This is a genomic window from Mesorhizobium sp. CNPSo 4661 (genome assembly GCF_057784215.1).
Genome location: NZ_JBWGIO010000023.1, coordinates 1 through 22,708 on the forward strand (window position 1 = coordinate 1; position 22,708 = coordinate 22,708).

Here is a 22,708-nt window from a genome sequence, read left to right on the forward strand (position 1 = left end):
CCTTCAACCTTGACCGCCGCGACAACCCGCTCGCGCAAATCCATCGAATATCCAGCCATCGATGCTGGCCTCCTGCCCAGCATCGATGTTGAATCAGATCATTGCTGATTTGGGAATCCAACGACTCCTACAAATCTCATCCCGCTCTAAGGCCTGTGATCGGGCACGGCGCTCACGCAGCGTTCGCGCCCGATTCCTTGTCCAGCACCATATAGTCGAGCGGGATCTCGGTCGTGTACTTGATCTGCTCCATGGCGAAGGACGAGGACACGTCGCGGATCTCGATCTTGGCGATCAGCCGCTTGTAGAAAGCGTCGTAAGCGGCGATGTCCGGCACCACCACGCGCAGCAGGTAGTCGACGTCGCCGCTCATGCGGTAGAATTCGACCACTTCCGGGAATTCCTGGATGACCTCGGAGAAGCGCCGCAGCCATTCATGGCTGTGCGAATTGGTGCGGATCGACACGAAGACGGTGACGCGCACATTGACCTTCTCATGATCGAGGATGGCAACACGCCGCTTGATGACGCCCTCCTCCTCGAGCTTCTGGATACGCCGCCAGCACGGTGTGGTCGACAGGCCGACTTTCTTGGCGACATCGGCGACCGCGAGCGTCGCGTCCTCCTGCAGGAGGCGGAGAATTTTTCTGTCGAGGCGATCCATGGGGAAGCTCCAGGGGAATAGTTTCGCTATAATCCCTTTTATCGAAGCCTTTCACAAGAAAGAAATTCTGCCGATGGCGGCAAAAGCGAGTGATTTCTTGCAGGATGCCTAATCGATGCGATAGCGGATTTCCGACCTCAGGAAGGGCAGCAAATCCATTTCAAACCAGGGATTCTTCTTCAGCCAGCCGGTGTTCCGCCAGGATGGATGCGGCAGCGGCAGCACTTTCGGCGTGGCCGGTCCGTCCCATATGGCGCGCCAGTTCCTGACCGTCTCGGTCAACGACGGTAGGCGTGTCGTGCCCATATGCCATGCCTGCGCATAACCGCCGATGGTCAGAACCAGTTCGATCCGCGGCATCAGCGCCATCAATTGAGCGCGCCAGGCCGGCGCGCATTCGCGGCGCGGCGGCAGGTCGCCGCCCTTTGCGTCCTGGCCGGGAAAGCAAAAGCCCATCGGAACGATGGCGAATTTTTCGGTGTCGTAGAACTCATCGCTGCTGACGCCGAGCCAGTTTCTCAGCCGGTCCCCCGAGGCGTCGGTGAAGGGCATGCCCGACACATGCACTTTTGTGCCCGGCGCCTGGCCGGCAAGCAGGATCCGCGCGGTGGAGGACGGCTGCAGCACCGGCCGCGGCTCATGTGGCAAAGGCCGGCCGAGCGGCTCCTCGACGCAGATGCGGCAGGTCCGCACCCTCGCGGTGAGGCGCTCCAGCGCATCTGTCATATCAGGCGGACTATCCAATCGTTGTCGCTCAGGCTGTCGCGCTCGGCCGGCTCGTCAGCGCCGCGTACCAGCGCGACACGTTCGTGCACTCCTCCGGCACCTTGATGCGGGCCGGCTTCATGAAATCGATGGCAATCATGCCGGTGATGTCGGCAACCGAATAGGCATCGCCGGCGGCGAATTCCCGCTCCGCCAACTCGCGGTCGAGGAGGTGCAGGAATTCGATCGCCTTCGGTTTGTTGGCCTCGCCCCATTCCGGGATTTGCGGCACTTCCCATTCCTTCATCGCCGGATGGATATGCCGGAACGCGGCGGCGACGCTGGCCATCAGGTTCAGTTCCATGCGTCGCTGCCACATCTCGACTTTTGCCTTGCCGAGCGCGCCCGTGCCGAACAGCGCGGGCTCGGGGTGCAATTCCTCGAAATAGCGGCAAATGGCGATCGATTCGGTGATGACGGTACCGTCGTCGAGCTCGAGCACCGGCAGGCGCCGCAGCGGATTGCGCTGCGCGACCTGCTCGCCGCGATGCTCCAGCGCACCCATGTCAACGGGCACCAGCGGAACCGTCAGCCCCTTCTCGGCAAGGAAGACGCGCACGCGCCGGGGGTTGGGCGCACGGCCGCCATCGAACAACTTCATTCCATCCTCCAGCTTCTCCACCGGATCATAGGCGGCTCCGCCCATCACCAGAAGCGAACAAATTCGCGCAACGCGTCCCCGAACGAGGCCAGCGTGCCGTGCTTTCTCTCGACCGGCGCATCGTGATGGCTGTCGCGCCATTGCCGCGGCTCCTCGAAGGTGCCAGCCCAGATGCCGGCCTTGGCTGCTCTCGCCACCGCCTCCTCGGTCTCGAAGTCGCCGAACGCAACCGCCCATCCGGCCTGCACCTGGGTCCGGTTCAGGTCGGTGTCGCCTGCCCTGCAATCGCCGAGCAGACGGCCGTAGCGGTCGCGTTGCCAGCCGCTGCAGGAAACAGGCCTGCCGGCGATCAGGCGCACCAGCGACTGCCGCGCCAGCTTGCCGCAGGGATAGTCGGCGCCGGCCTTCTGGCAGGCCTGCTGATACTCCGGAGCGTCGATGCCGCGCATGCGAATGCGCTCGGCCCCGAGCGTGATCGAATCGCCGTCATTGACGATCGCCGTGCCTTGCTCCTTGCGTGTCTCGAAGCGGTCGAGGCGCGCCGCCACCAGGATGAGCAACCCAAGCAAAAGGATGGCGAGCCCGTAGTCCAGCAGCTTGCGCAAGAGGCTTCGCGGCGCACTTGCCGCATAGCGTCGGCGCGGTCCTCGCGGCCCGAAACGGCTCATATGGCAAACAGTCTCTTAATCATTCGAACGTAGCTTAACGAACTGACAGTCGCTGCGCGCAGAAATTGAAGTCTGTATGCCTTTGCAACGCTCGAACACAGCGGATAAATTTATTGTGGACCGCCGTAAACCGCACCGCAACAGCGATGTGGCGCGCGCGGTGCGCAAGACGCGCGACCGCCTTTCGCAGCAGGCGGGCAGCCTCGATTTCGACCGTGAACTGCTGAAGCTGCATGCGCGCGCCATGGTGGTCAGCGCGGTTGCGATCCCGTTGCTCGTGCTTGCCGTGGCCGCCGTCGGCCGGCTGGCGGGACTTGGCAACCAGATCACCATCTGGGCCTTGGCGATGCTGCTTTGCTACGCGATCGTCGCTTTCATGTCGCGCCGCGTCGAGCGAACGGAAGCGGCCGAACTCGACCCGGCGCAGACGCGCCGCGATTTCCTGATCGGCCATTTCTTGTGCGGCCTTGGCTGGGCTTGGTTCGCCTGGATCGGCTGCGACACCTGCCAGATCGACCAGTTCCATGTGGCCAAGGCCATGGTGCTGCTGATCGCCATGGCGACGACCGCCGTGATGGCCTCCTCGCTTGGCGGCGCCTTGTTCGCGACCTTTGCCATTCCCGTTGCCGTCTACGTCTACACCATCCTGCGCCTGTGGACGCCGATCGAAGCCACGATGGCGGCCTTGCTTATCGCCGCACTGCCCTTCTTCGGCTACGTCGCGCGTCATCTCAATCAGGCGTCCTTGATGCTGCTCTCCTTCCGCTCCGAGAAGGATGCGCTGATTGCCGAGGTGGAGACGGCGAAATCGATGTCGGACGAAGCAAGGCGGCGCGCCGAGGACGCCAATCTGGCGAAGTCACGCTTTCTCGCTTCCATGAGCCACGAGCTCAGGACGCCGCTCAACGCTATCCTTGGCTTCTCCGAGGTGATGGCCAATGAAGTGCTGGGGCCGATGAACAATCCGACCTACCGCGACTATGCCCATGACGTGCACGAGTCCGGACAGCACCTGCTCGACCTGATCAACGAGATCCTCGATTTGTCGCGCATCGAGGCCGGCCGCTACCAGCTCAACGAGGAGCCGGTCGTGCTGGTGACCATCGTCGAAGACTGCTGCCACATGATGGAGCTGCGCGCCCGCAACAAGGACATCCGTGTCATCCAGGAGTTCGAGGAAACCCTGCCGCGTCTCTTCGCCGATGAACGCGCCGTCAGGCAGATCACGCTCAACCTCCTGTCCAATTCGATCAAATTCACCCCGTCCGGTGGCGAAGTGCGCGTGCGTGTCGGCTGGACCGCTGGCGGCGGCCAGTACATTTCGGTCAAGGACAACGGCCCAGGCATACCGGAAGAGGAAATCCCGGTGGTGCTTTCCGCTTTCGGCCAAGGCTCGATCGCCATCAAGAGCGCCGAACAGGGAACCGGCCTCGGCCTGCCGATCGTGCAGGGCCTGCTTGCCATGCATGGCGGCGAGTTCGAGCTGCACTCCAAGCTGCGTGAGGGCACCGAGGCGATCGCCATCTTCCCGTTGAGCCGGGTGATGGAGGAACTGCCGGCCTTGCCGACCAATGCGGTCGTGGCGCGTGGGCGCCGCTGAAGCAAGTTCCGTCGGCTCTAGAGCCGGACAGCCATCGCCATGCCCGAACTGGTCAATGCAGCGGCCTTGACGATGCCGGCGGCGAGAGCTGTCCCGACCCCTTCGCCATGGCTGATGCCGAAATCGAGCAGCGGCCGCAGCCCGAGACGTTCGGCCACCTTGGCGTGGCCAGGCTCCGGCGACAGGCTGGCAAGCAGGCAGTGATCGAGCGCGCCTGGATTGGCCGCATGAAGGGCGGCGGCCGCCGCGGTCGCCGCGAACCCATCGAGCAGCACAGGAATCTTCTCCATGCGCGCCGCCAGAATGGCGCCACAGATCGCCGCGAACTCGCGTCCGCCGACCCCGCGCAAGGCCTCGAGCGGATCGCCCAGGCTGGAACCATGGAATGCCAGCGCCCGATCCACGACCTCGGCCTTGCGCGCGATCATCGCCGCATCGGCGCCGGACCCCGGCCCGACCCAATCGGCCCCCTCGCCGCCGAACAGCGCGGCGCAAAGAGCGGCAGCGATCGTCGAATTGCCGACACCGAGATCGCCCAGGCACAGGAGATCGGCGCCGCCCGCGACCGCTTCCATGCCGAAGGCCATGGTCGCGGCACAGCCGCGCTCGTCGAGCGCGGCTTCCTCGGTGATGTCGCCTGTGGGGATATCCAAAGCGAGGTCGAAGACCTTCAGGCCGAGATCGTTGGCGACGCAGACCTGATTGATCGCGGCGCCGCCGGCGGCGCAGAGCTCGACTTCATTGGCGGTCGCCGCCACCGGCCGCGGCGAAATGCCGTGTCGCACCGCGCCGTGGTTGCCGGCGAAGATCGCCGTCAACGGCCGGTTGATCGCCGGCGGCGCGCGCCCGCTCCAGGCCGCAATCCAGGCCGCGATGTCCTCGATGCGCCCGAGCGATTCTTTCGGTTTGTCCGCTTTGGCAAACAGCGCGCGGACACGGGTCGCCGCCGCGTGATCGGCAGGCGGCAACGCCGCCAGAAGGTTTCTGAAATCGTCGAAAGGCGTTGTGGTCATCTATGTCGGTCGCGGTTCGTTGCGGACATCGCAAGCGGCATAGCCGCCTTCCCCAGCCGGCACAACCACTTGGCGATGCCGCGAACGCGTTGCCATGCGGCGCATTGCGGAGGGCTTGCATTGCTCCGGCGGTTGCACCATGTGGAATAAAGGCAAGAGAACAGCATGACCGCCATCGAATCCCCCTGCATCCTGGTTTGTTCGATCGATATGAAAACCGGCTTCTGCTTCGGTTGCGGCCGCACGCGCGACGAGATCTCCGGCTGGCTCACGATGACCCCCGAAACGCGCCGGGCGGTGATGTCCGAACTGCCGGCACGGCTCGAAACGGTCGAGCGGCGGCCGCGCCGCGAAACCCGGCGCACCCGCATGGCGCGCGAGCGCGGCGTTTTGTGAGAAAAAATCGATGAACCGGCTGTTCTGGATCGTCATGGCGGTGATCGGCGTCGGCGTCGTGCTGCTCATGCTCAACAATTCGGCCGGCCGCACTTTCGGCATGGACAACAATGATTTCGGCCGGCTGATCTGGGTCGGAGTGCTGGTGATGGTGATCGGTGCAAGCCTGCTCCGCTCCGGCCGGCCGATGGGCGACATGGCGCGCAACCTCGGCGTCTGGGCCGCGTTCGTGCTCGTGCTGATCGCCGGCTACCAGTATCGCTACGAACTGCAGGACGTCGCGAGCCGCGTGACTGCCGGCCTCGTTCCGGGCAGCCCGCTGGCGCTCGGCGTGGAGAATGGCCGCCCGACCGTCACGCTCGACAAAGCCGACAACGGCCATTTCGAAGCCCGCATCCTGGTCAACGGCACGCCGATACGCGCCGTGGTCGACACCGGCGCGACCAGCACGGTGCTGACGTCCGAGGATGCGCAGGCCGCGGGTTTCAACCCGGCGGCGCTCAGCTACAGCGTCGACGTCTCCACCGCCAACGGCATGGCGCGCGCGGCGATGGTCAAGACCGACGAGGTGGCGATCGGCGGCATCGTGCGCAAGGACATGTCGGTGATGGTCGCCGCGCCCGGCATGCTGGAACAGAGCCTGCTCGGCATGAACTTCATCGGCTCACTGTCGGGCTTCGACGTGCGCGGGGACCGCATGATCCTGCGGGACTAGAGCAATTTCAGGGAAAGTGTGAAACGGTCAGGCTCGGCGCCTTCGCCGTAGCCTTCCGTCCGAAATAGCGTCAAAACAAAGACTTATAGTCAGGCCGCCTCGGCTTCCGCCGCCGCGAAATCGATCGCCGCGAATGCGGTCCGCAGCACCTCCGGCCCCGCCCCCGGTTTGTTGGCGTCGGTGGAAAGAATCTGCCGGAAGCGGCGCGCGCCAGGCAGGCCGTGGAACAGTCCGACCATGTGGCGGGTGATGTGGCCGAGCCGCCCGCCCCGCTCGATATGGCGCGCGGCATAACCGGCCATGGCGTCGATCAGCGCCGCGTAGTCGAAGACGGCAGCCGCCTCGCCGTAGAAGGCGGCATCGACGCCGGCAAGGATGCCGGGCATGTGATAAGCGGCGCGGCCGAGCATCGCGCCGTCGACATGGCCGAGATGCGCCGATGCCTCGCCGAGCGATTGAATGCCGCCGTTGATACCTATGAAATCGTTCGGCTTTCTGGCCTTCAGCCGGTAGACGCGCGGATAGTCCAACGGCGGGATATCGCGGTTCTCCTTGGGGCTCAGTCCTTCCAGCCAGGCCTTGCGGGCATGCACCCAGAGCGCGTCGGCGCCGGCGGCGAGCACGCCATCGGCGAGCGTGTCGAGAGCAGGCTCGGGGTCCTGATCGTCGACGCCGATGCGGCATTTGACCGTGACGGGGATTTTCACCGAGGCCTTCATTGCCGCGACGCATTCGGCGACCAGAGCCGGCGTCTTCATCAGGCAGGCGCCGAATGTCCCCGACTGGACGCGATCGGATGGGCAGCCGACATTGAGGTTGATCTCGTCATAGCGGAAGGCTTCGCCGATGCGCGCTGCCTCGGCGAGTTTTGCAGGATCCGATCCGCCAAGCTGCAGGGCAACCGGATGCTCGACGTCGTCGAAACCGAGCAGCCGTTCACGCGCGCCATGGATGACCGCGTCCGCCACAACCATCTCGGTGTAGAGCAGAGCCCGGTGCGTCAACTGGCGATGGAAGAACCGGCAATGCCGATCCGTCCAGTCCATCATCGGGGCTATGGCCACCGTATGCTCTTGATTTTTCGCCATTTTTTTCTTTAACATCAAATCGTTAGAACCTGCCGAGTGCACACGAACTTACGCCAGAATACGACCCTTTTCGCCACGTTTCGATCTCTCAGTGCACACGGAGCGCACACGAAAAAATGGCCACCTACACAAAGCTCTCATCCGGCTCCTGGCGTGTCCAAGTTCGTCGCAAGGGTCGCTACGTCAGCGAGACCTTCCTGCGCCGAGACAACGCACGGCGCTGGGCAACCGAAACCGAGCGCCAGGTCGATCGGGGTGAAACGCCGACCCAGTCCCGCATAGCGCGCCTTAAAACCTTCGGCGAACTTATCGACCTCCATATCGACGACATGTGCGATGTAGGCAAGTCCCCTCGCCGCTCCAAGGCTGCGGCCCTCGATGTGCTCCAACGGCGTCTGGGGAAGTGCAACCTCGCAGCGCTCGATCGCGAACGGCTCATTCGTTTTGGTCGTGACCGCGCCGCCCAAGGTGCCGAGGAGCGGCGGACAAAGCGCAGCAATGACGATGATCGAATTTTCCCGTTCAACCACAAGTCGGTCGGCACCGCCTTCCGTCGAGGCTGTGGTGACCTAGATATCCGCGACCTTCATTTTCATGATTTGCGGCATGAGGGAACGAGCCGCCTTTTCGAAGCTGGGTTCACAATTGAACAGGTAGCGCTGGTTCCAGGGCACAAGGATTGGAAGATGTTGCGGCGCTATACGCACCTTAAGCCAGAGATGCTCCACACTATCCACGCGGCGAAGGTTGCATAGTTGAGGCGAGTGGCAGTATCAGTCCAAAATCTCGGGCGGAGTTGAACGCCATCGATGGATGGCACCATGCAAAGCCACCGCCCGCACCAAGCCATACTCTTGCCCGGCGCGTGCGGCATCGAAAGACGATGGAGAACTGCGGTGAAGGGCGGCACCGTTCAGTGCGGCGCCGCCGGGCCAGCTAGAGAAACAGTGATCCAAATCGTCGTCATAATGAGGCGCAAACGTTCTTCATTGCTCGAGAGCCCTCACGTGTGTTGAGGCAGGCTGAGCAGCATGTGTTGGCTGATCGCCGGCTGCGACGGATCGGTCAACGCGCCCCCATAGCCGCCACTGCTCATCGGGAAGGCCGAAGCCATGTAGTTCACCAGCAGTGCGACATCCGGGCCGATGTGCTCGTTCGCGCCTGCCAGCGTGTCCAGGATACTGTCGCCGTGTCTCGCGAAGCCCAGGATTGAATTCGGCCCCGAGGCATTGCTTAGGAGATCGAGCGTGCTAGATGCGACAAGACCCGGCTCAGGCCATGGAGTTTCGGTTGCGGGGTCGACCACTAATGTTCCCCCGCTGGCGTCCTTCGAAAGCGTCCAAGTGGAATGGGTGTAGTCCCCAAGGAGGTTGAGGCTGACGCTCTTGCTCCCGTTGCCGACCGTCAGCACGCCGCCCGCCGTGTTGCCCGTGTAAGAGGCGAGCATGTTCTTAGCCTTGGTATATGCAAGATCGGCAAGGTCCACTGCGTTGTTCGGTGTCAGTCCGGATATCTTGCCGGTGAACGTCGAGCTGTTGTCGAGCTTGAGCGTTCCGGATGCCCCGCTCGCGAACGTGACGTTTTCCGAGTCGGACGAGACGAATTCCAGACCGCCCCCCTTCATCAAGGTAAAGGAACCAGTGCCGCCGATCGCCTTCGTGATGATGGCCTTGGCGCTGTTGTCAACGGTGAATGTCTCGGATCCAGTGATCGTGCCGCTGAATGTGGCGACGGAGCTGTTCTTGACGGTCACTGAGCCCGATCCGCTAAGCCCTCCGGTGAAGCTCACCGTGCTCGTATTGGCTACGATCAGCGAACCGTTGTCGGAGAACGTCTCCGCGAGCGCGGCCGAACTCCCGACCAAGAACGTACCGCTGCTGCCGATCGAGACCGCACCTGCGTTCAGGCTCCCGCCGTTGAGTGCGAAGGTGCCAGCCGTGATCGTCAGCGCACCGTTCGAACCGCCCGCCCCAGCAAGCGTCAGCGCGCTGTTCTTGTCCGACACAGTCGCACCGGCGTCATTGACGATCAGCCCGTATGCGGCCGCTGGACCGGAAATCGTGACGGTGTAGGTTCCGGCTCGGTCGATCTCCGCGGCGACGCTGGCCGTTGGCACGCCGTTCCCCCAGTTCGAAGCCGTGCTCCAGCTTCCGCCCGCGGCGTTGGCCCAGTGGTCGTAGGTATCGACACTGAAATTCCCGGTGGTGCCCCCCGTCCCGGGATTGCCGTTGCCTTCCTGCCAGCTGTTCCCGGTCACGCTCACCGAGGCGTTGCCTGTCTGGGTGTTCGCGGCGGCGGTGAACGTCGCCGTATAGGTCGTGGCGTTGACCTTCTGCAGGTTGCTCAACGCGCCGCCGACGACTGCCGCGTTCGCCAGCGCGAAGGAAACAGGCGCCTCGCTGAAGGAGAAGGTGACCGTCGCTGTCCGCGCGGACAGGGTGAGGTTGCTGCTGCTGACCGACACCGCCACCGTCGGGGTTACCGTGTCGACCGTGAAGCTGCCGATGTCGCCGGCACTGCCCGCGTTGCCCGCCAGGTCCTGGTATCCGCCGGCGTTGACGCCCACATCCGCGTTGGCGACGTCGACGCCGTTCGCGGCGGTGAATGTCGCCGTATAGGTCTTGCCTCCGTCGCTGGTCTGCAGGTTGCTGAGCGAGCCTCCGCTCGCTGTGACGCTGGTCAGGCCGAAACCCGTGACCGCCTCGCTGAACGCGAACGTCACCACAGCCGTTTCGGCCGCGAGGTTCAGCTGGTTGTGATCTAACGACACCGTGACCTGGGGTGCGATCTTGTCGATGGTATAAGTTGGGCTTGCTAGGGTTGGCGGTGTATTGATCAAGACTGAAAGCGAACTGGAGCCAAAATCCGCCACAGCCAGGTCAGCGCCGCCGTCGCCGTTAAAATCGGCAGCCGTAACCCAACCCGCGCCAACTCCCGCCGCAAATGGCTGCGCCGGCTGGAGTGTCCCATCGCCATTGCCCAGCAGAACCGAGACAGCATTGGCGGCCCCGTTAGTGACCACAACATCCAATTTTCCGTCGCCATTGACATCGGTGACGATGGCCTCGCCACTACTGCTGCCAAACGCGTAGGAAATGGGCGCCTGGAATGTGCCGTCACCTTTGCCGAGCGCCACCGATACGCTGCCACTGGTGCTGGTGAATATTAGCTCCTCGCTGCCATCGCCGTTGAGATCGGCAATCGAGGCTGAATAGGTCGTTGTGGACGATGAGACGCTCGGTGCCTCAACGAAGGTACCATCGCCTTTTCCAAGGTAAACCTGAACGTCCTGTGCGCCGTTGGCAACGTTTGTAAATGCTACATCGGGGATGCCGTCGCCGTTGAGGTCGCCCACCGCAATGCCGCCCGGGTCGCCATCAGATGGAAGTACTGTCTTTGGGGCAAAAGTCCCATCGCCATTGCCGAGCAGGATCGAGACGCCGCCGCGGTTGGCGGTGTTGGAGACGATAAGATCTGGCTTGCCATCCCCATTGAGGTCAGCAAGCGCAGATGCCGCTGGATAGCCGCTGTCGGTTGCCGAAACGATTGCCGGCTGAAAAGTCCCGTCGCCATTGCCGAGAAGGGCCGAATCTGTTCCGTTCGCGACGTAATCAGAAACGACAAGGTCCGGAACGCCGTCGCCATTCAAATCGCCGACGGAAATACCGTTCGGATTGTCTCCAACGGCATATGTTACAGGCGCTTGGAACGTACCATCACCGTTGCCGATCATAACAGCCAATGCACCGCTTGGTGTCTCGGAAACAAGGTCTGGATGGCCGTCACCGTTGAGGTCGGTGGCAGTCACGTGGCCGGACACTCCAGAAATAGTCTGATCAGTTTGGAAGATGCCTCCTGACATGGGATTGCCGGCGAGGTCGTGAACGTTGCTTCCGGTGAAATCGAGGGCAAGCGTCCCGTCACCCGTCCCAGTATTGACCGTGACCGTGTAGTGGGTGGCATCGATCGCCGTGACACCCGCGATTGATGCCCCCTGGACGGCGGTAGAAGGGTCGATCACGAACTGGCTGGTGTCGACGCCGGTCACCGCTTCCGAAAAGGCCACGATGTAGTCGACCGTCGATGCGTTCGTTGTCGCCGGATCCGTCTGCGCGATACCGGACACGGTCGGGTCCGCGGTGTCCAGGGTTACGGCGTTGCCGTTGACCGGCGTGAAGCTATTGCCGGACGGATCGGTGGCGACCGCCAAGGACGTGGCTATCGCGCCGTCGGCGAGCGACGTCAGATTGGCCGTGTAGTCAGCCTGGCCGCCATTGACTCTGACCGTGACCGTATTGCTGTTCACGTCCGTGAACGTCACGGTTCCGGTGTCCTCGGAATCGAGCCCGGCGACCGTGAATTCCAGCGCGCCAGCACCCGACGACCCGATCGGCGTCGCCGCGTTGCCGTTGACCGTCAGCGAAAGCGCAGCCTGCTCACCGCTGTCATCGTCATTCACAGGTGTGGCGATGAACCCCACGTCATACGTGCCGTTGAAGAAGTAGCCGGTGACCTGTCCCGAATTATTGATCGAGGTCGGGAATGTATATCCGTTGGAGACCTGCCCCGAATCAACGAGCGTGGTGTAGCTGCCGTTTCTGTAGACGAAGCCCTCCCAAGCGTTGGTGCTGCCGTCGAGAAAATACCCTGTGACCTGTCCCGAATCATTGATCGAGACGGGTTGAGTGTATCCATTGGGGTCCTGCTCGGGGTCTTTCAATGTGGTGTAAACACCATCGCTGTAGATGAAGCCCTCAGGCATCGTGTGAGGCCCGGTCCGAGTGTTGAAATATCCGGTGACTTGTCCCGTGGCATTGATGGCGAGGGGGACTGTCTGTCCATCGGGCCCTGCGCCAGGGTCAGTTAGCGTGGTGTAGTTGCCACTGCTGTAGACGAAGCCCTCATAAGGGCCCCCGTTGTCGAAATATCCGGCGACTTGCCCCGTGGCATTGATAGAGGCGGCGGCTGTGAATCCATTTGGACCCTGCTCAGGGTCAATCAGCGTGGTGTAACTGCCGTCGCTGCTGTTGTAGACGAACCCCTCGGTCGTTGTGCCGTTGAAGAAATACCCGGCGACTTGTCCTGCATCATTGATCGAGGCGGTATATGTCGCCCCATTCGGACCCTGCTCCGGGTCGACCAACGTGGTGTAGACACCATTACTGTAGATGAAGCCTTCAGTGGTGCTGCCGTTCCAGAAATACCCAGTGACTTGCCCTGTGGCATTGATCGAGATCGGATACGTTGATCCATTGGTGTCCTGCTCCGGCTCGATCAATGTGGTGTAGCCGCCGTTGCTGTGGACGAAGCCCTCGTAAGTGCTGCCGTTCCAGAAATACCCAGTGACTTGCCCCGCGGCATTGATCGAGTAGGGGTATGTCGCCCCTACATTCGGGTCCTGCTCTGGATCAATCAGCGCGGCGTAGCTATAGGTTGTCATGACTATCCTCCGGCGGCCATGGTCACCGCGGCGAAATCTTTGCTCGCTGCGAAGAATTGGGCATCATCTTCACGGCCATGGGCGTAGCCCCCGATCTGCGTTAACGATCAGAGCGGGAAACTGGGTCTATGACCGGTGACGGCCACAGCGTGCATCACAGCCTCTCCCAAGGCGCACCGCTCCAAACCTGTGCCTGAGAGGATAGCGCTTCAGGGGGAATGCTCATGACCCAAATGGGCTATGGGCAGAAAAAACTCGCCGATTTCTCAACTGAATGGAGGAGGCGGAGCCCAAAATATTAGCGCATTCTTAAATAGCGCCATGCACGAGGCCCGTGGCCGGGAGTGGTGATGTCTGCAGCTTTCGATTTTGCGGCGATCGAAGCCAGCCTGGTCGAGGCGGCTGTCGATCCGACGCGCTGGGACGAGGCGATGGAACGGGTCGCACAGGCCACCGGAAGCTTCGGCGCGCTGCTGTTCGATGTAGATCGTCATCTGCCGATCCTGCCGCGCACCCGCTCGGTTGCTCGGTCTTTTGAGGTTTACGTCAAGGACGGATGGCTTGAGCGCGACGAGCGCTTCCGTCTGGTCCCGTTTCTGCGTTCCCGCGGAGTGGCGACGGACGAGGATCTTATGACGTCGGACGATGTCGCCAGGCATCCGTATTTCCAGGAATTCCTCGCCCCGTGCGGGCTGCGGTGGTGCGCCCTCGTCAAGATCGCGGCCGGCGACGCCTTCTGGTCTCTGTCCTTGCAGAGATCCATCGCGCAAGGGCCGTTCTCTCGAGAGGAACTTCAAGGCCTGAAGGTCCTGTCTGATCGTATCGGATCTGTTGCTGCGCTTGCCACGATGCTCGGCCTTGCGCGCGCGGACGCGGCACTGGACGCTTTCAGCGCGAGCGGCACGGCCGCCGTCATGATTGGCAACGACGGGACTGTGCTGCGCATGAACGGCGCTGCGGAGTCCCTGCAGGCCCGCGACCTCGTGACCAACGGCCGCCATTTGGCCTCGATCGACAAAGATGCGACGAACGCCCTGAACGCGGCGCTCCATGTGCTCTTGCGGAGTCCCCATCTCGCCTCATCAATGCCTCCTGCATCGTTGCCAAGGGCGCGAGGGCGCCCGCTGATTGCCTACCCCCTCCGCGTGGCGAACGTCACGTACAATTCGCTCGCTCCATGCCAAGCGGTCGTAATCCTGGTGGATCCAGACGCGAAGCGACAGCCGCCGGAGATTCACCTTCAGACGTCCTTCTCGCTGACATCGGCGGAAGCGAGGCTGGCAGCCATGCTTTCAAGCGGCGACACGCTGGAGGCTGCAGCCGCCAAATGCCAGATCTCGTACCAGACAGCGCGCAACCAATTGAAAGCGGTTTTTGCGAAAACCGGAACTCATCGACAGTCCGAACTGGTGTCGCTGCTGGCAAGGCTTGTGCCGAGCTGAGAAGGTATGTCCGGCACAAGCTGCAAACATGCGTTCCAAACAGAAGCTAACACACCAACACTAGAGAGAGGAGGAGATTATGAAATACCTCGTAAATTGGAGCGAGAGGCCACAGGGATCGGCGGTTGAATACGAGAACGTCCAAAAGCGCATCCTGAAAATCTTCCAGCACTGGGAGATACCCAGCGAAGTCAACGTGCATGCCTTCGTGGCGCGGGTGGGCGAATGGGGTGGTAGCATGCTGATCGAGGCAGATGACCCGTTGATAGTCCACAAAATGTGTTCGACCTTCCCGGCGTTCCAATTCGACGTCCATCAGGTCATTGATGTTCAGGACGCGGTCCGCGTCGAGATGGAAGCCATCAAATGGCGGGATGAACTTCCTTCATGAGCGGTGACAACGAGGCGGCGCATTCTGACCGCACGCTTCTCCTAGTGTCTGCTTTCAGTGGCGGGCAGGACTCGGTTCTACAGCTGACATGACGCGCATTGCAGACATTCTGGGTCTGACCACCGGGCGCGACTGTCATCTTATGCCCATCACATCGTGGAGCGGAGAAGAGCCTGCATGCGTTCATCGCGTTACGACCCGCATCAACTCCGGACGCCGCGCCGGCAGTCGGTTCGTGGCCGTCATATCGACGGCAATGGGTCCCGAATCGGTGTCTTGGCTCATATCGCCCACCAGTGTGCCCTTTGTTTCGGACTGTATCGCGGGTCGGGTGTGCTGAACAGAATGCTCAGGCGACTGCCCCGGTGCTGTTGATGGGCATCGCGCTCACATAAGCGATTTCGCGGCGATTTCCTACCGGGTGCCCAGGAACTGCACGGAACAGACAAAGCGCTGGGAGACATCCCGGCCCTGTCAGGACCGGTGCAGAACAACAGAATACCCGCCGCGCCAGTCAGGCGCGGCGTTGTCGATCTTGCGAATACCGGCTGCCCTAACGCCTCAAGGCGTAGACATTATCCGTCGACGCGCCGCCCAGCGGCAGCGCCATGTCGTCGTCGAGCAGCCGGGTGATACGGGCAAAGCCGACAAAGGCTTTCCGCGCTTCCTCGGCCGACATCTTGCCCGACATAGCTGCCGCGCAGCAATTCAGGGCGCATTGATACACCGGGCCGCGTCTTCCCGTTGGCCACTTCCGCAGGAACACCATCGCCTCGGAGACGCTATCGACTTCCTCCACAGGGTATCCCTGCCCACGCGCAATTCGCACTGGGGTAAAGAAATGCAAGCGATCCATGATTATCCTCCCGGTCGGCCGCAGAGCAGCCGAACTTCATTAAACGCACGTCTCGCGGATCGGTTCCAAACAAATTTGGTTGCTGTCGGAAAAGTTTTGGAACCGACCAACCAGCGCCCGCTATGCGGGAAAGAGCAACACAGCGACTCAAAATCGATGAGCCTCGGATCGGCGATAACGGCGATTCTCATTGAATATCTTTAAGGCGAAAGCCGGCAAATGGGTTGCTTGCCGGTTCCCCTGGGTCAGGCTTAACCTCCCCGGTCAAACGCGTGAGGGCGCGTTTTGCAAAAAGGGGAACACTTGCAATGACCATTCAAGGCGCATCGCCTGACCTCTACAATGAGGATCTGGCTCCCGCAACGGTCAGGAACTGGGGACCGTTTTCGATCTTCAACGTCTGGACCTCGGACGTCCACAGCCTCTGGGGCTACTACCTGGCGGCAAGCCTGTTTTTGTTCTGCGGCGGTTTCGTCAATTTCATCATCGCCATCGGCATCGGCTCGCTGATCATCTACGCGCTGATGAACATGGTCGGCTATGCTGGCGTGAAGACCGGCGTGCCCTACCCCGTGCTTGCCCGCGCCTCCTTCGGCATCTGGGGCGCCAACGTCCCGGCGCTGGTGCGCGCCATCGTCGCCTGCTTCTGGTACGGCGCCCAGACCGCCGCCGCCTCCGGCGCGATCGTGGCGCTGCTGACGCGGCTGCCATGGTTCGACGAGTTCAACAAGAGCTCGCATCTTCTGGGACATTCGACCCTGGAGGTGATCTGCTTCGTCATCATCTGGGCGCTGCAACTGCTGATCATCCAGAAGGGCATGGAAACCGTGCGCCGCTTCCAGGACTGGGCCGGCCCCGCTGTGTGGGTGATGATGCTGCTTCTGGCCATTTATCTCTGCGTGAAGTCGGGGACGTTCGCCTTCACCAGCGACATCCCGATGGACGTGCTTCTTGAAAAGACCAAGGATGCAGGCGTGCCGGGAACGCCGGGCTCCTGGACGTCATTGTTCGCGGTGGCGGCGATCTGGGTGACCTATTTCTCGGCGCTCTATCTCAATTTCTGCGACTTCGCCCGCTACGCGCCCGACCAGGCGTCATTGCGCAAGGGAAACATCTGGGGCCTGCCGGTCAACCTCATCCTGTTCTCGCTCGTCGCCGGCGTCACCACGATTGCCGCCTATGACGTCTACCACGAGGTGCTGCTCCACCCCGACCAGATCTCGGCCAAGTTCGACAGCTGGTTCCTGGCCGCTCTCGCCGCGCTCACCTTCGCGGTTGCGACGCTGGGCATCAATGTCGTGGCGAATTTCGTCTCGCCGGCCTTCGATTTCTCCAACGTCTTCCCGCGCCAGATCGACTTTAAGAAGGGCGGCTATATCGCGGCGCTGATCGCCCTGGTGCTTTATCCCTTCGCGCCGTGGGAAGGCAGCGCTGCTTCCTTCGTCAACATCATCGGCGCGACGATGGGCCCGATCTTCGGCGTCATGATGGTCGACTACTACCTGATCCGCAAAAGCGAGGTCGACGTCGAGGCGCTCTACCGCGAGGAGGGCGAATTCCGCTTCCAGAGCGGCTGGCACGTCAACGCCTTCATCGCCGCCGGCATCGGCGCCATCTTCTCCTCGATCCTGCCCAACTTCACCAACTGGCTGCCGTCCTGGTGGGGTGTCTATGGCTGGTTCTTCGGCGTGGCGATCGCCGGCGCCGTCTACTACGTGCTGCGCACCATGGCGCTCGGTGCCGGGGCAAAGATGGCGAAGGCTTGAAACAAGGCAGTAGGCAGTAGGAATTAGGCAATAGAGAATGCCACCTACTGCCTACTGCCTACTGCCTACTGCCTACTGCCTACTGCCTACTGCCTACCATCTCCGCCAGCCGCCGCACCGTGTTCCAGTTGCGCGACGTGCCGACGCCCATGCGCTTGTGATTGGAAGCGGCAAGCAACCGCGAACTCGGCCGCTCGCGCGAAAAGACGAGCCAGATATCGCCGTCGACCAAAAGCACTTTTTCATCTTTGGCGGCGTAGGTGGCAAGACTGGCTGCAGCTTCCTCAGGCACCCTTTCGCGCATCACGCGCACCGCGACCTGATCGGCAGCTTCCGCCGATTCAGCCGGGAATGGATTGCCGGCGGCAAGCTTCAGCCAGTCCTCGGCGCCGCGCACGATGATGTCGACATGCCGGCCGAAGGTCTTTTCGAAGGCTTTTTCCAGCCGCTGCTCGAGCTTCGGGACTTCGCCCGCCCGAGCCTCGAACACGAGATTGCCGGTCGCGACCAGCGTGCGGACGTTTTTCAGCCCGAGGCTTTCAGCCATGGCCTTCAGGTCGGCCATGACCACGCGCCGCCCCTCGCTCAGGATGATGCTGTAGAGCAGCGCGACATAGGTTTGCATCAAACGAGGCGGGACTGATCCACGGCGGCCGAAATAAAGCTCGCGAACAGCGGATGCGGGTCGAGCGGACGGCTCTTCAGCTCGGGGTGATACTGCACCCCGATGAACCAGGGATGATCAGGATATTCGACCGTCTCCGGCAACACGCCGTCGGGCGACATGCCGGCAAACACCAGACCGCAATCCTCGAGCCGCTGCTTGTAGTCGATGTTGACTTCGTAGCGGTGCCGGTGGCGCTCGGAAATCTGCGTGTCGCCGTAGATATCAGCTATTTTCGAGCCCTTGGCGAGCTCGGCCTGGTAGGCGCCGAGCCGCATGGTGCCGCCAAGATCGCCGGTGACCCTGCGCTTCTCGAGCATATTGCCCTTCAGCCACTCGGTCATCAGGCCGACGACCGGCTCGTCGGTCGGGCCGAACTCGGTCGACGAAGCATGGTCGACACCAGCCAGCGAGCGGGCCGCCTCGATGCAGGCCATCTGCATGCCGAAGCAGATGCCGAAATAAGGCACCTTGCGCTCGCGCGCGAACTTTGCCGCCAGGATCTTGCCTTCGGAGCCGCGCTCGCCAAAACCGCCGGGAACGAGGATGCCATGCACCTTCTCCAGCCACGGCGCGGGATCTTCCTTCTCGAAGATCTCGCTTTCGATCCAGTCGAGCTTGACCTTGACGCGATTGGCGAGGCCGCCATGCGACAGCGCCTCGATCAGCGATTTGTAGGCGTCCTTGAGGCCGGTGTATTTGCCGACGATGGCGATGGTCACCTCGCCTTCCGGATTGTGGATGTGGTTGGAGAGCTTTTGCCACGGCTCCATGCGCGGTTTCGGCGCCGGGTCGATGCCGAAGGCCGCCAGCACCTCCGAATCGAGGCCTTCCTGGTGATAGGCCAAAGGCACGTCGTAGATATGCGGCACGTCCAGCGCCTGGATGACGGCGCTTTCGCGCACGTTGCAGAACAGCGAAAGTTTCCGGCGCTCTTCCTTCGGGATCGGCCGGTCGGCGCGCACCAGAAGGATGTCGGGCGCGATCCCGATGCCGCGCAGTTCCTTGACCGAATGCTGCGTCGGTTTTGTCTTCAATTCGCCGGCCGTCGGGATGTAGGGCATCAGCGTCAGATGCACATAGACCGCGTTGTTGCGGGGCAGGTCGTTGCCGAGCTGACGGATCGCTTCCAGGAACGGCATCGCCTCGATGTCGCCGACCGTGCCGCCGATCTCGCACAGCACGAAGTCGTAGTCGTCATTGCCGTCCAGCACGAAATGCTTGATCTCGTCGGTGACGTGCGGGATCACCTGCACGGTCGCACCGAGATAGTCGCCGCGCCGCTCGCGCTCGATGATATTCTTGTAGATGCGGCCGGTGGTGATGTTGTCCTGCTGGTTTGCCGAGCGCCCGGTGAAGCGCTCGTAATGGCCGAGATCGAGATCGGTCTCGGCCCCGTCATCGGTCACGAACACTTCGCCATGCTGGTATGGCGACATCGTCCCGGGGTCGACATTGAGATAAGGATCGAGCTTTTTGATCCGCGCGCGATAGCCCCGCGCTTGCAGAAGAGCCCCAAGAGCTGCTGCGGCGATGCCTTTTCCGAGTGAGGAAACCACGCCGCCTGTGATGAATACATATCGCGCCATGGGAGTCATCGCTTAACGCGGCCTGATTGATTCCGCCAGAGAAAAAACCGCCGCGAAGGCTTTTTCCCAAAAATGGCGCCGGTGCTCCCGAGGAGCCTTTGCGAAGCATGTTGCCCAAAAGCACAAAGCGGTTTGGGGGAACGACATGCATCAAAACAAGATTCAAAACAAAAGGGCCGGCGATGCCGGCCCTTTCGGCAGTTTGATGAAGGTCGTTAGATAATCACAACCTTGGTGCCGATCCTGACGCGGCTGTAGAGGTCCATGACGTGCTCGTTGATCATGCGGAAGCAGCCGTTGGAGGCGCTGGTTCCGATCGACTGGGGAGCAATCGTGCCATGGATGCGCAGATGCGTGTCCTTCTTGCCGTCATAGAGGTAGATGGCGCGTGCGCCGAGCGGGTTCTGGCCACCGCCGTTCATGCCGTCCTTGTACTGGCCGTAATGCTTCGGCTCGCGCTTCTGCATGTCGAGCGTCGGGATCCAGCGCGGCCATTCCTGCTTGTCGCCGACAGCCACGGTGCCCTTGAACTGCAGGCCTTCGCGACCGACCGCGATGGCATAGCGCCGCGCCGTCGAAAAGCTCTCGACGAGGTAGAGGCGACGAGCACTGGTATCGATGACGATCGTGCCCGGCTCATAACCCGAGAACGCAACGTCCTGCGGCACGAATTCCGGCTTCACCTTGAAAGGCCGCTTGGCGTCCTTCTTGGCCAGCGCCGAATCGAGCGCGCGGGTCTCGGGCAGGTAGCTGATCGAAGTCGTCCGGGCGCCGCCGCCGAAGAGGCCGTCGAACAGGCCGCCGCTGCTCGTCTGCTTTTGGCCGGGCTGCTCACTGCGCAGTTCACCATCGTTGCCGGTGGTGGCGATGTTCATGGCCTCAGCCGGGATAGGCTCCTCGGCATTGACCGGGATGACCGGCGCGACCGGCTCCAGCGGCGCGATGATCTTGGTGGTCTTCTTGGCCGGCTTGGCATCGGCGACTTCAGCCGGCGCGGCCGTACCCTTCTTCGCGAGCCATTCCTGGCGCGCCGCGTCAGCCTTGGCCTTGGCAGCCTCGCGCATTGCCAATTTGCGAGCCTCGAGCGCCTTATCCTGCGCCGCCTGCTTGTCGGCGGCGATCCTGGCCTCGAGCTTGCTGATCTGCGCGAGATCGTCCGAGGAAGGGGTTTTCTTCTTCTTGAGAAGCTTCAGCTGCGACGCGTCGCTCTTGGCGGCGACAACGGGAATTGCGTCGGTCTTCTCTACCGACGGTGAAGAGACCATGTTTGCCGGTCCGGCGATGGCCGCGGAACCCATGCCGAGGACGGCACAGACTCCCAGAAGGATGAAGCTGCGAAGCTGCATGGCGAAGATCCGATCGTTCAAAAGCAAGTTGCCCACGGCGTCGCCCGGCGCCCCCCAAGGACGCCGAAAAGTGCCGCGCGCAATCTATAATCGATTAGCCGTCATCGCCTCAAGCTGAGGCAGGCGCTACGCCCGGTTGAATCTTCGTGATCGGACGCGCATTTGCCGCGACTGTGTTCAAAGAACAACAGATCGCGGCCCGGTGCTTTACCGGCTACTGGTTCGGAACCTGCGGGGTGACCGGCAAGGTGACGCCGTTGGTCGCCGGCGGCGTGGTTGGATTCGCGGTCGCCGGTGCTGCCGGGGCAGGCGTTGTGGCCGGAGCCGGCGCGGTGGTGCCATTGGCAAGCGGCGTGGTGGTCGTCGTGCCGCCGGCCGGAGCCGCTGACTTGGAGGTGCCCACCGGCCCATTGGAGCCCGGCAGCTGGTTGAGCACGCCGTTGCCCTGGCTCGACGTCGCCGGACGATCGAGGATGTCGATCGGCTTCTCGCCGTAGCGGGCAATGATCGACAGCGCCAGCGACGTCACGAAGAAGGCCGCCGCCAGGATCGCGGTGGCGCGGGTCAGCGCGTTGGCGGCACCCCGCGCCGTCATGAAACCGGAACCGCCGCCGATGCCCAGGCCGCCGCCTTCGGAGCGCTGCAGCAGCACCACGCCGACTAGGGCGAGCACGACCATGAGGTGGACGACGATCAGTACGGTTTCCATAATTTATCCTGGCGAGGCCTTGCGCGACCGCGCATACGACCGATGATTTGGAGGCGGCTCCTTACAATGCTTTGGCGGCATTTCCAAGCCCGTGGCCGGGAATATGGGAAGCAATGCGGCCATTACAACGATTTAGGCCGCGCCAGCCTGCGGAGACGGTCTCTAAGCCATGTTCATGTAAGCTTCCGCGATGGCTAGGAAGTCCGCTGCCTTGAGGCTGGCGCCGCCGACGAGCGCGCCATCGACATTCTCGACGCCGAGCAGTTCCACCGCGTTGGACGGCTTGACCGACCCGCCATAGAGAATGCGCATCCTGGCCGCGGCATCGCCGAGCAACCCGGTCAGCTTGCCCCGGATGTGCGCATGTGCCTCGGCGACATCGGCGGCGGTCGGGGTCAGGCCGGTGCCGATGGCCCAGACCGGCTCGTAGGCGATGATGGTGTTGGCGGGAGTGGCGCTCGCCGGCACGGAGCCGTCAAGCTGGCGCGACAGGACATCGAGCGTGGCGCCTGCCTCGCGCTCGGCGCGCGTCTCGCCGATGCAGATGATGGCAACCAGCCCTGCCCGCCAGGCCGCCGATGCCTTGGCATGGACCATTGCATCGTCTTCGCCGAACAGCTCGCGGCGCTCGGAATGGCCGACGATGACGTGGCTCGCGCCGGCATCTTTGAGCATCTCGGCCGAAATCTCGCCTGTAAAGGCGCCGCTCTCCTTGGGATGGCAATCCTCTCCGCCAGCCCGCACCGGCGTGCGCGACAGGATCTCGGCGGCGCGCTGGAGCAAGGTCGCCGGCACGCACACCACCGCTTCGGTCTCCGCGTCGAGTCCGCTCATGAACCCGTTGCCGATCGACCGCAGCTCATTGAGCGAGGCGCTGGTGCCATTCATTTTCCAGTTGCCAGCGACAAGCGGGCGGATTCCAGGGGTCATGGGGCGCGTTCTCCGAGCGACATTAAGCAGCGCCCTCACTACCAAAATCAGGTCACAAAGCAATC

20 protein-coding genes are annotated in these 22,708 nt (G+C 62.5%); 7 read left to right on the top strand and 13 right to left on the bottom strand.

The genetic code is table 11. The annotated features are described in order from the left end of the window. Positions 1-172: 172 nt before the first annotated feature. The 4 genes from AC0YKC_RS28400 to AC0YKC_RS28415 form a co-directional block, all read right to left on the bottom strand. Positions 173-664 (bottom strand): Lrp/AsnC family transcriptional regulator, encoded by a 492-nt coding sequence (locus AC0YKC_RS28400; protein ID WP_006205209.1) that lies wholly within the window; start codon positions 662-664, stop codon positions 173-175. A 108-nt stretch (positions 665-772) separates the two neighbouring features. Continuing rightward, positions 773-1,390 (bottom strand): uracil-DNA glycosylase family protein, encoded by a 618-nt coding sequence (locus AC0YKC_RS28405; protein WP_488513483.1) that lies wholly within the window; start codon positions 1,388-1,390, stop codon positions 773-775. Positions 1,391-1,418: 28 nt separating this feature from the next. Next, positions 1,419-2,030, bottom strand: a complete 612-nt coding sequence (locus tag AC0YKC_RS28410; RefSeq protein WP_320295664.1) for a glutathione S-transferase — start codon at positions 2,028-2,030, stop codon at positions 1,419-1,421. 44 nt (positions 2,031-2,074) lie between these two features. Continuing rightward, positions 2,075-2,698: a thermonuclease family protein gene (locus AC0YKC_RS28415; RefSeq protein WP_488513484.1), complete on the bottom strand. Its 624-nt coding sequence runs from the start codon at positions 2,696-2,698 to the stop codon at positions 2,075-2,077. 76 nt (positions 2,699-2,774) lie between these two features. On the opposite strand from AC0YKC_RS28415, the gene AC0YKC_RS28420 reads away from it, so the two are divergent. After that, positions 2,775-4,298 (top strand): sensor histidine kinase, encoded by a 1,524-nt coding sequence (locus AC0YKC_RS28420; protein WP_488513485.1) that lies wholly within the window; start codon positions 2,775-2,777, stop codon positions 4,296-4,298. A gap of 17 nt (positions 4,299-4,315) precedes the next feature. Here AC0YKC_RS28420 and AC0YKC_RS28425 read toward each other — a convergent pair whose 3' ends face one another. Next, positions 4,316-5,311, bottom strand: coding sequence for a nicotinate-nucleotide--dimethylbenzimidazole phosphoribosyltransferase (locus AC0YKC_RS28425; RefSeq protein ID WP_488513486.1), 996 nt, complete (start codon positions 5,309-5,311; stop codon positions 4,316-4,318). A gap of 165 nt (positions 5,312-5,476) precedes the next feature. Between AC0YKC_RS28425 and AC0YKC_RS28430 the strand changes: the two genes are divergently transcribed. Together AC0YKC_RS28430 and AC0YKC_RS28435 are read left to right on the top strand one after the other, a co-directional pair. After that, positions 5,477-5,707 carry a DUF1289 domain-containing protein gene (locus tag AC0YKC_RS28430; protein ID WP_224667767.1) on the top strand — a complete coding sequence of 77 codons (231 nt, stop codon included), beginning with the start codon at positions 5,477-5,479 and terminating at the stop codon, positions 5,705-5,707. A 10-nt stretch (positions 5,708-5,717) separates the two neighbouring features. Then, on the top strand, positions 5,718-6,422 hold the full coding sequence (locus AC0YKC_RS28435; protein WP_320295668.1) for a TIGR02281 family clan AA aspartic protease: 705 nt from the start codon (positions 5,718-5,720) through the stop codon (positions 6,420-6,422). An 89-nt stretch (positions 6,423-6,511) separates the two neighbouring features. Here AC0YKC_RS28435 and dusA read toward each other — a convergent pair whose 3' ends face one another. Then, on the bottom strand, positions 6,512-7,510 hold the full coding sequence (gene dusA, locus AC0YKC_RS28440) for a tRNA dihydrouridine(20/20a) synthase DusA (protein WP_488513487.1): 999 nt from the start codon (positions 7,508-7,510) through the stop codon (positions 6,512-6,514). A gap of 116 nt (positions 7,511-7,626) precedes the next feature. Between dusA and AC0YKC_RS28445 the strand changes: the two genes are divergently transcribed. After that, the gene (locus tag AC0YKC_RS28445) at positions 7,627-8,265 is read left to right on the top strand and encodes a tyrosine-type recombinase/integrase (protein ID WP_488513488.1); all 639 of its coding nucleotides are present in this window, start codon (positions 7,627-7,629) and stop codon (positions 8,263-8,265) included. 248 nt (positions 8,266-8,513) lie between these two features. Here the strand turns inward: AC0YKC_RS28445 and AC0YKC_RS28450 are convergent, their stop codons facing one another. Then, positions 8,514-12,950 carry a beta strand repeat-containing protein gene (locus AC0YKC_RS28450; protein WP_488513489.1) on the bottom strand — a complete coding sequence of 1,479 codons (4,437 nt, stop codon included), beginning with the start codon at positions 12,948-12,950 and terminating at the stop codon, positions 8,514-8,516. A 350-nt stretch (positions 12,951-13,300) separates the two neighbouring features. Here AC0YKC_RS28450 and AC0YKC_RS28455 point away from each other — a divergent pair, with 350 nt between their 5' ends. Further along, positions 13,301-14,392 carry a helix-turn-helix transcriptional regulator gene (locus tag AC0YKC_RS28455; RefSeq protein WP_320295672.1) on the top strand — a complete coding sequence of 364 codons (1,092 nt, stop codon included), beginning with the start codon at positions 13,301-13,303 and terminating at the stop codon, positions 14,390-14,392. A gap of 79 nt (positions 14,393-14,471) precedes the next feature. Then, positions 14,472-14,783 carry a DUF3303 domain-containing protein gene (locus AC0YKC_RS28460; protein ID WP_320295673.1) on the top strand — a complete coding sequence of 104 codons (312 nt, stop codon included), beginning with the start codon at positions 14,472-14,474 and terminating at the stop codon, positions 14,781-14,783. 553 nt (positions 14,784-15,336) lie between these two features. Here the strand turns inward: AC0YKC_RS28460 and AC0YKC_RS28465 are convergent. Next, complete coding sequence (locus tag AC0YKC_RS28465) at positions 15,337-15,639, bottom strand: DUF982 domain-containing protein (protein ID WP_320295674.1); 303 nt, start codon at positions 15,637-15,639, stop codon at positions 15,337-15,339. Between the two features lie 308 nt (positions 15,640-15,947). Between AC0YKC_RS28465 and AC0YKC_RS28470 the strand changes: the two genes are divergently transcribed. Beyond that, positions 15,948-17,405 carry an NCS1 family nucleobase:cation symporter-1 gene (locus AC0YKC_RS28470; protein WP_488513490.1) on the top strand — a complete coding sequence of 486 codons (1,458 nt, stop codon included), beginning with the start codon at positions 15,948-15,950 and terminating at the stop codon, positions 17,403-17,405. Positions 17,406-17,484: 79 nt separating this feature from the next. Here the strand turns inward: AC0YKC_RS28470 and AC0YKC_RS28475 are convergent, their stop codons facing one another. The 5 genes from AC0YKC_RS28475 to tpiA form a co-directional block, all read right to left on the bottom strand. Next, entirely contained in the window at positions 17,485-18,030 is a 546-nt protein-coding gene (locus tag AC0YKC_RS28475; RefSeq protein WP_488513491.1) for a DUF1697 domain-containing protein, read from the bottom strand. After that, a complete protein-coding gene (gene pyrG / locus AC0YKC_RS28480) occupies positions 18,030-19,667 on the bottom strand; it encodes a CTP synthase (RefSeq protein ID WP_140642644.1) in 1,638 nt (545 codons plus the stop codon). Before pyrG ends, AC0YKC_RS28475 begins: the two co-directional genes overlap by 1 nt. A gap of 206 nt (positions 19,668-19,873) precedes the next feature. Further along, on the bottom strand, positions 19,874-21,004 hold the full coding sequence (locus AC0YKC_RS28485; protein WP_434722674.1) for a L,D-transpeptidase: 1,131 nt from the start codon (positions 21,002-21,004) through the stop codon (positions 19,874-19,876). A 214-nt stretch (positions 21,005-21,218) separates the two neighbouring features. After that, entirely contained in the window at positions 21,219-21,713 is a 495-nt protein-coding gene (gene secG, locus AC0YKC_RS28490; protein ID WP_488513492.1) for a preprotein translocase subunit SecG, read from the bottom strand. A gap of 162 nt (positions 21,714-21,875) precedes the next feature. Next, a complete protein-coding gene (tpiA, locus tag AC0YKC_RS28495) occupies positions 21,876-22,643 on the bottom strand; it encodes a triose-phosphate isomerase (protein WP_320295679.1) in 768 nt (255 codons plus the stop codon). Between the last annotated feature and the right edge of the window lie 65 nt (positions 22,644-22,708).

What these genes read in the sequence shown, in the direction of transcription:
- AC0YKC_RS28400 (WP_006205209.1), bottom strand. Translation starts at nt 664, where the DNA reads ATGGATCGCCTCGACAGAAAAATTCTCCGCCTCCTGCAGGAGGACGCG.
- AC0YKC_RS28405 (WP_488513483.1), bottom strand. Translation starts at nt 1,390, where the DNA reads ATGACAGATGCGCTGGAGCGCCTCACCGCGAGGGTGCGGACCTGCCGC.
- AC0YKC_RS28410 (WP_320295664.1), bottom strand. Translation starts at nt 2,030, where the DNA reads ATGAAGTTGTTCGATGGCGGCCGTGCGCCCAACCCCCGGCGCGTGCGC.
- AC0YKC_RS28415 (WP_488513484.1), bottom strand. Translation starts at nt 2,698, where the DNA reads ATGAGCCGTTTCGGGCCGCGAGGACCGCGCCGACGCTATGCGGCAAGT.
- AC0YKC_RS28420 (WP_488513485.1), top strand. Translation starts at nt 2,775, where the DNA reads ATGCCTTTGCAACGCTCGAACACAGCGGATAAATTTATTGTGGACCGC.
- AC0YKC_RS28425 (WP_488513486.1), bottom strand. Translation starts at nt 5,311, where the DNA reads ATGACCACAACGCCTTTCGACGATTTCAGAAACCTTCTGGCGGCGTTG.
- AC0YKC_RS28430 (WP_224667767.1), top strand. Translation starts at nt 5,477, where the DNA reads ATGACCGCCATCGAATCCCCCTGCATCCTGGTTTGTTCGATCGATATG.
- AC0YKC_RS28435 (WP_320295668.1), top strand. Translation starts at nt 5,718, where the DNA reads ATGAACCGGCTGTTCTGGATCGTCATGGCGGTGATCGGCGTCGGCGTC.
- dusA (WP_488513487.1), bottom strand. Translation starts at nt 7,510, where the DNA reads ATGGCGAAAAATCAAGAGCATACGGTGGCCATAGCCCCGATGATGGAC.
- AC0YKC_RS28445 (WP_488513488.1), top strand. Translation starts at nt 7,627, where the DNA reads ATGGCCACCTACACAAAGCTCTCATCCGGCTCCTGGCGTGTCCAAGTT.
- AC0YKC_RS28450 (WP_488513489.1), bottom strand. Translation starts at nt 12,950, where the DNA reads ATGACAACCTATAGCTACGCCGCGCTGATTGATCCAGAGCAGGACCCG.
- AC0YKC_RS28455 (WP_320295672.1), top strand. Translation starts at nt 13,301, where the DNA reads ATGTCTGCAGCTTTCGATTTTGCGGCGATCGAAGCCAGCCTGGTCGAG.
- AC0YKC_RS28460 (WP_320295673.1), top strand. Translation starts at nt 14,472, where the DNA reads ATGAAATACCTCGTAAATTGGAGCGAGAGGCCACAGGGATCGGCGGTT.
- AC0YKC_RS28465 (WP_320295674.1), bottom strand. Translation starts at nt 15,639, where the DNA reads ATGGATCGCTTGCATTTCTTTACCCCAGTGCGAATTGCGCGTGGGCAG.
- AC0YKC_RS28470 (WP_488513490.1), top strand. Translation starts at nt 15,948, where the DNA reads ATGACCATTCAAGGCGCATCGCCTGACCTCTACAATGAGGATCTGGCT.
- AC0YKC_RS28475 (WP_488513491.1), bottom strand. Translation starts at nt 18,030, where the DNA reads ATGCAAACCTATGTCGCGCTGCTCTACAGCATCATCCTGAGCGAGGGG.
- pyrG (WP_140642644.1), bottom strand. Translation starts at nt 19,667, where the DNA reads ATGACTCCCATGGCGCGATATGTATTCATCACAGGCGGCGTGGTTTCC.
- AC0YKC_RS28485 (WP_434722674.1), bottom strand. Translation starts at nt 21,004, where the DNA reads ATGCAGCTTCGCAGCTTCATCCTTCTGGGAGTCTGTGCCGTCCTCGGC.
- secG (WP_488513492.1), bottom strand. Translation starts at nt 21,713, where the DNA reads ATGGAAACCGTACTGATCGTCGTCCACCTCATGGTCGTGCTCGCCCTA.
- tpiA (WP_320295679.1), bottom strand. Translation starts at nt 22,643, where the DNA reads ATGACCCCTGGAATCCGCCCGCTTGTCGCTGGCAACTGGAAAATGAAT.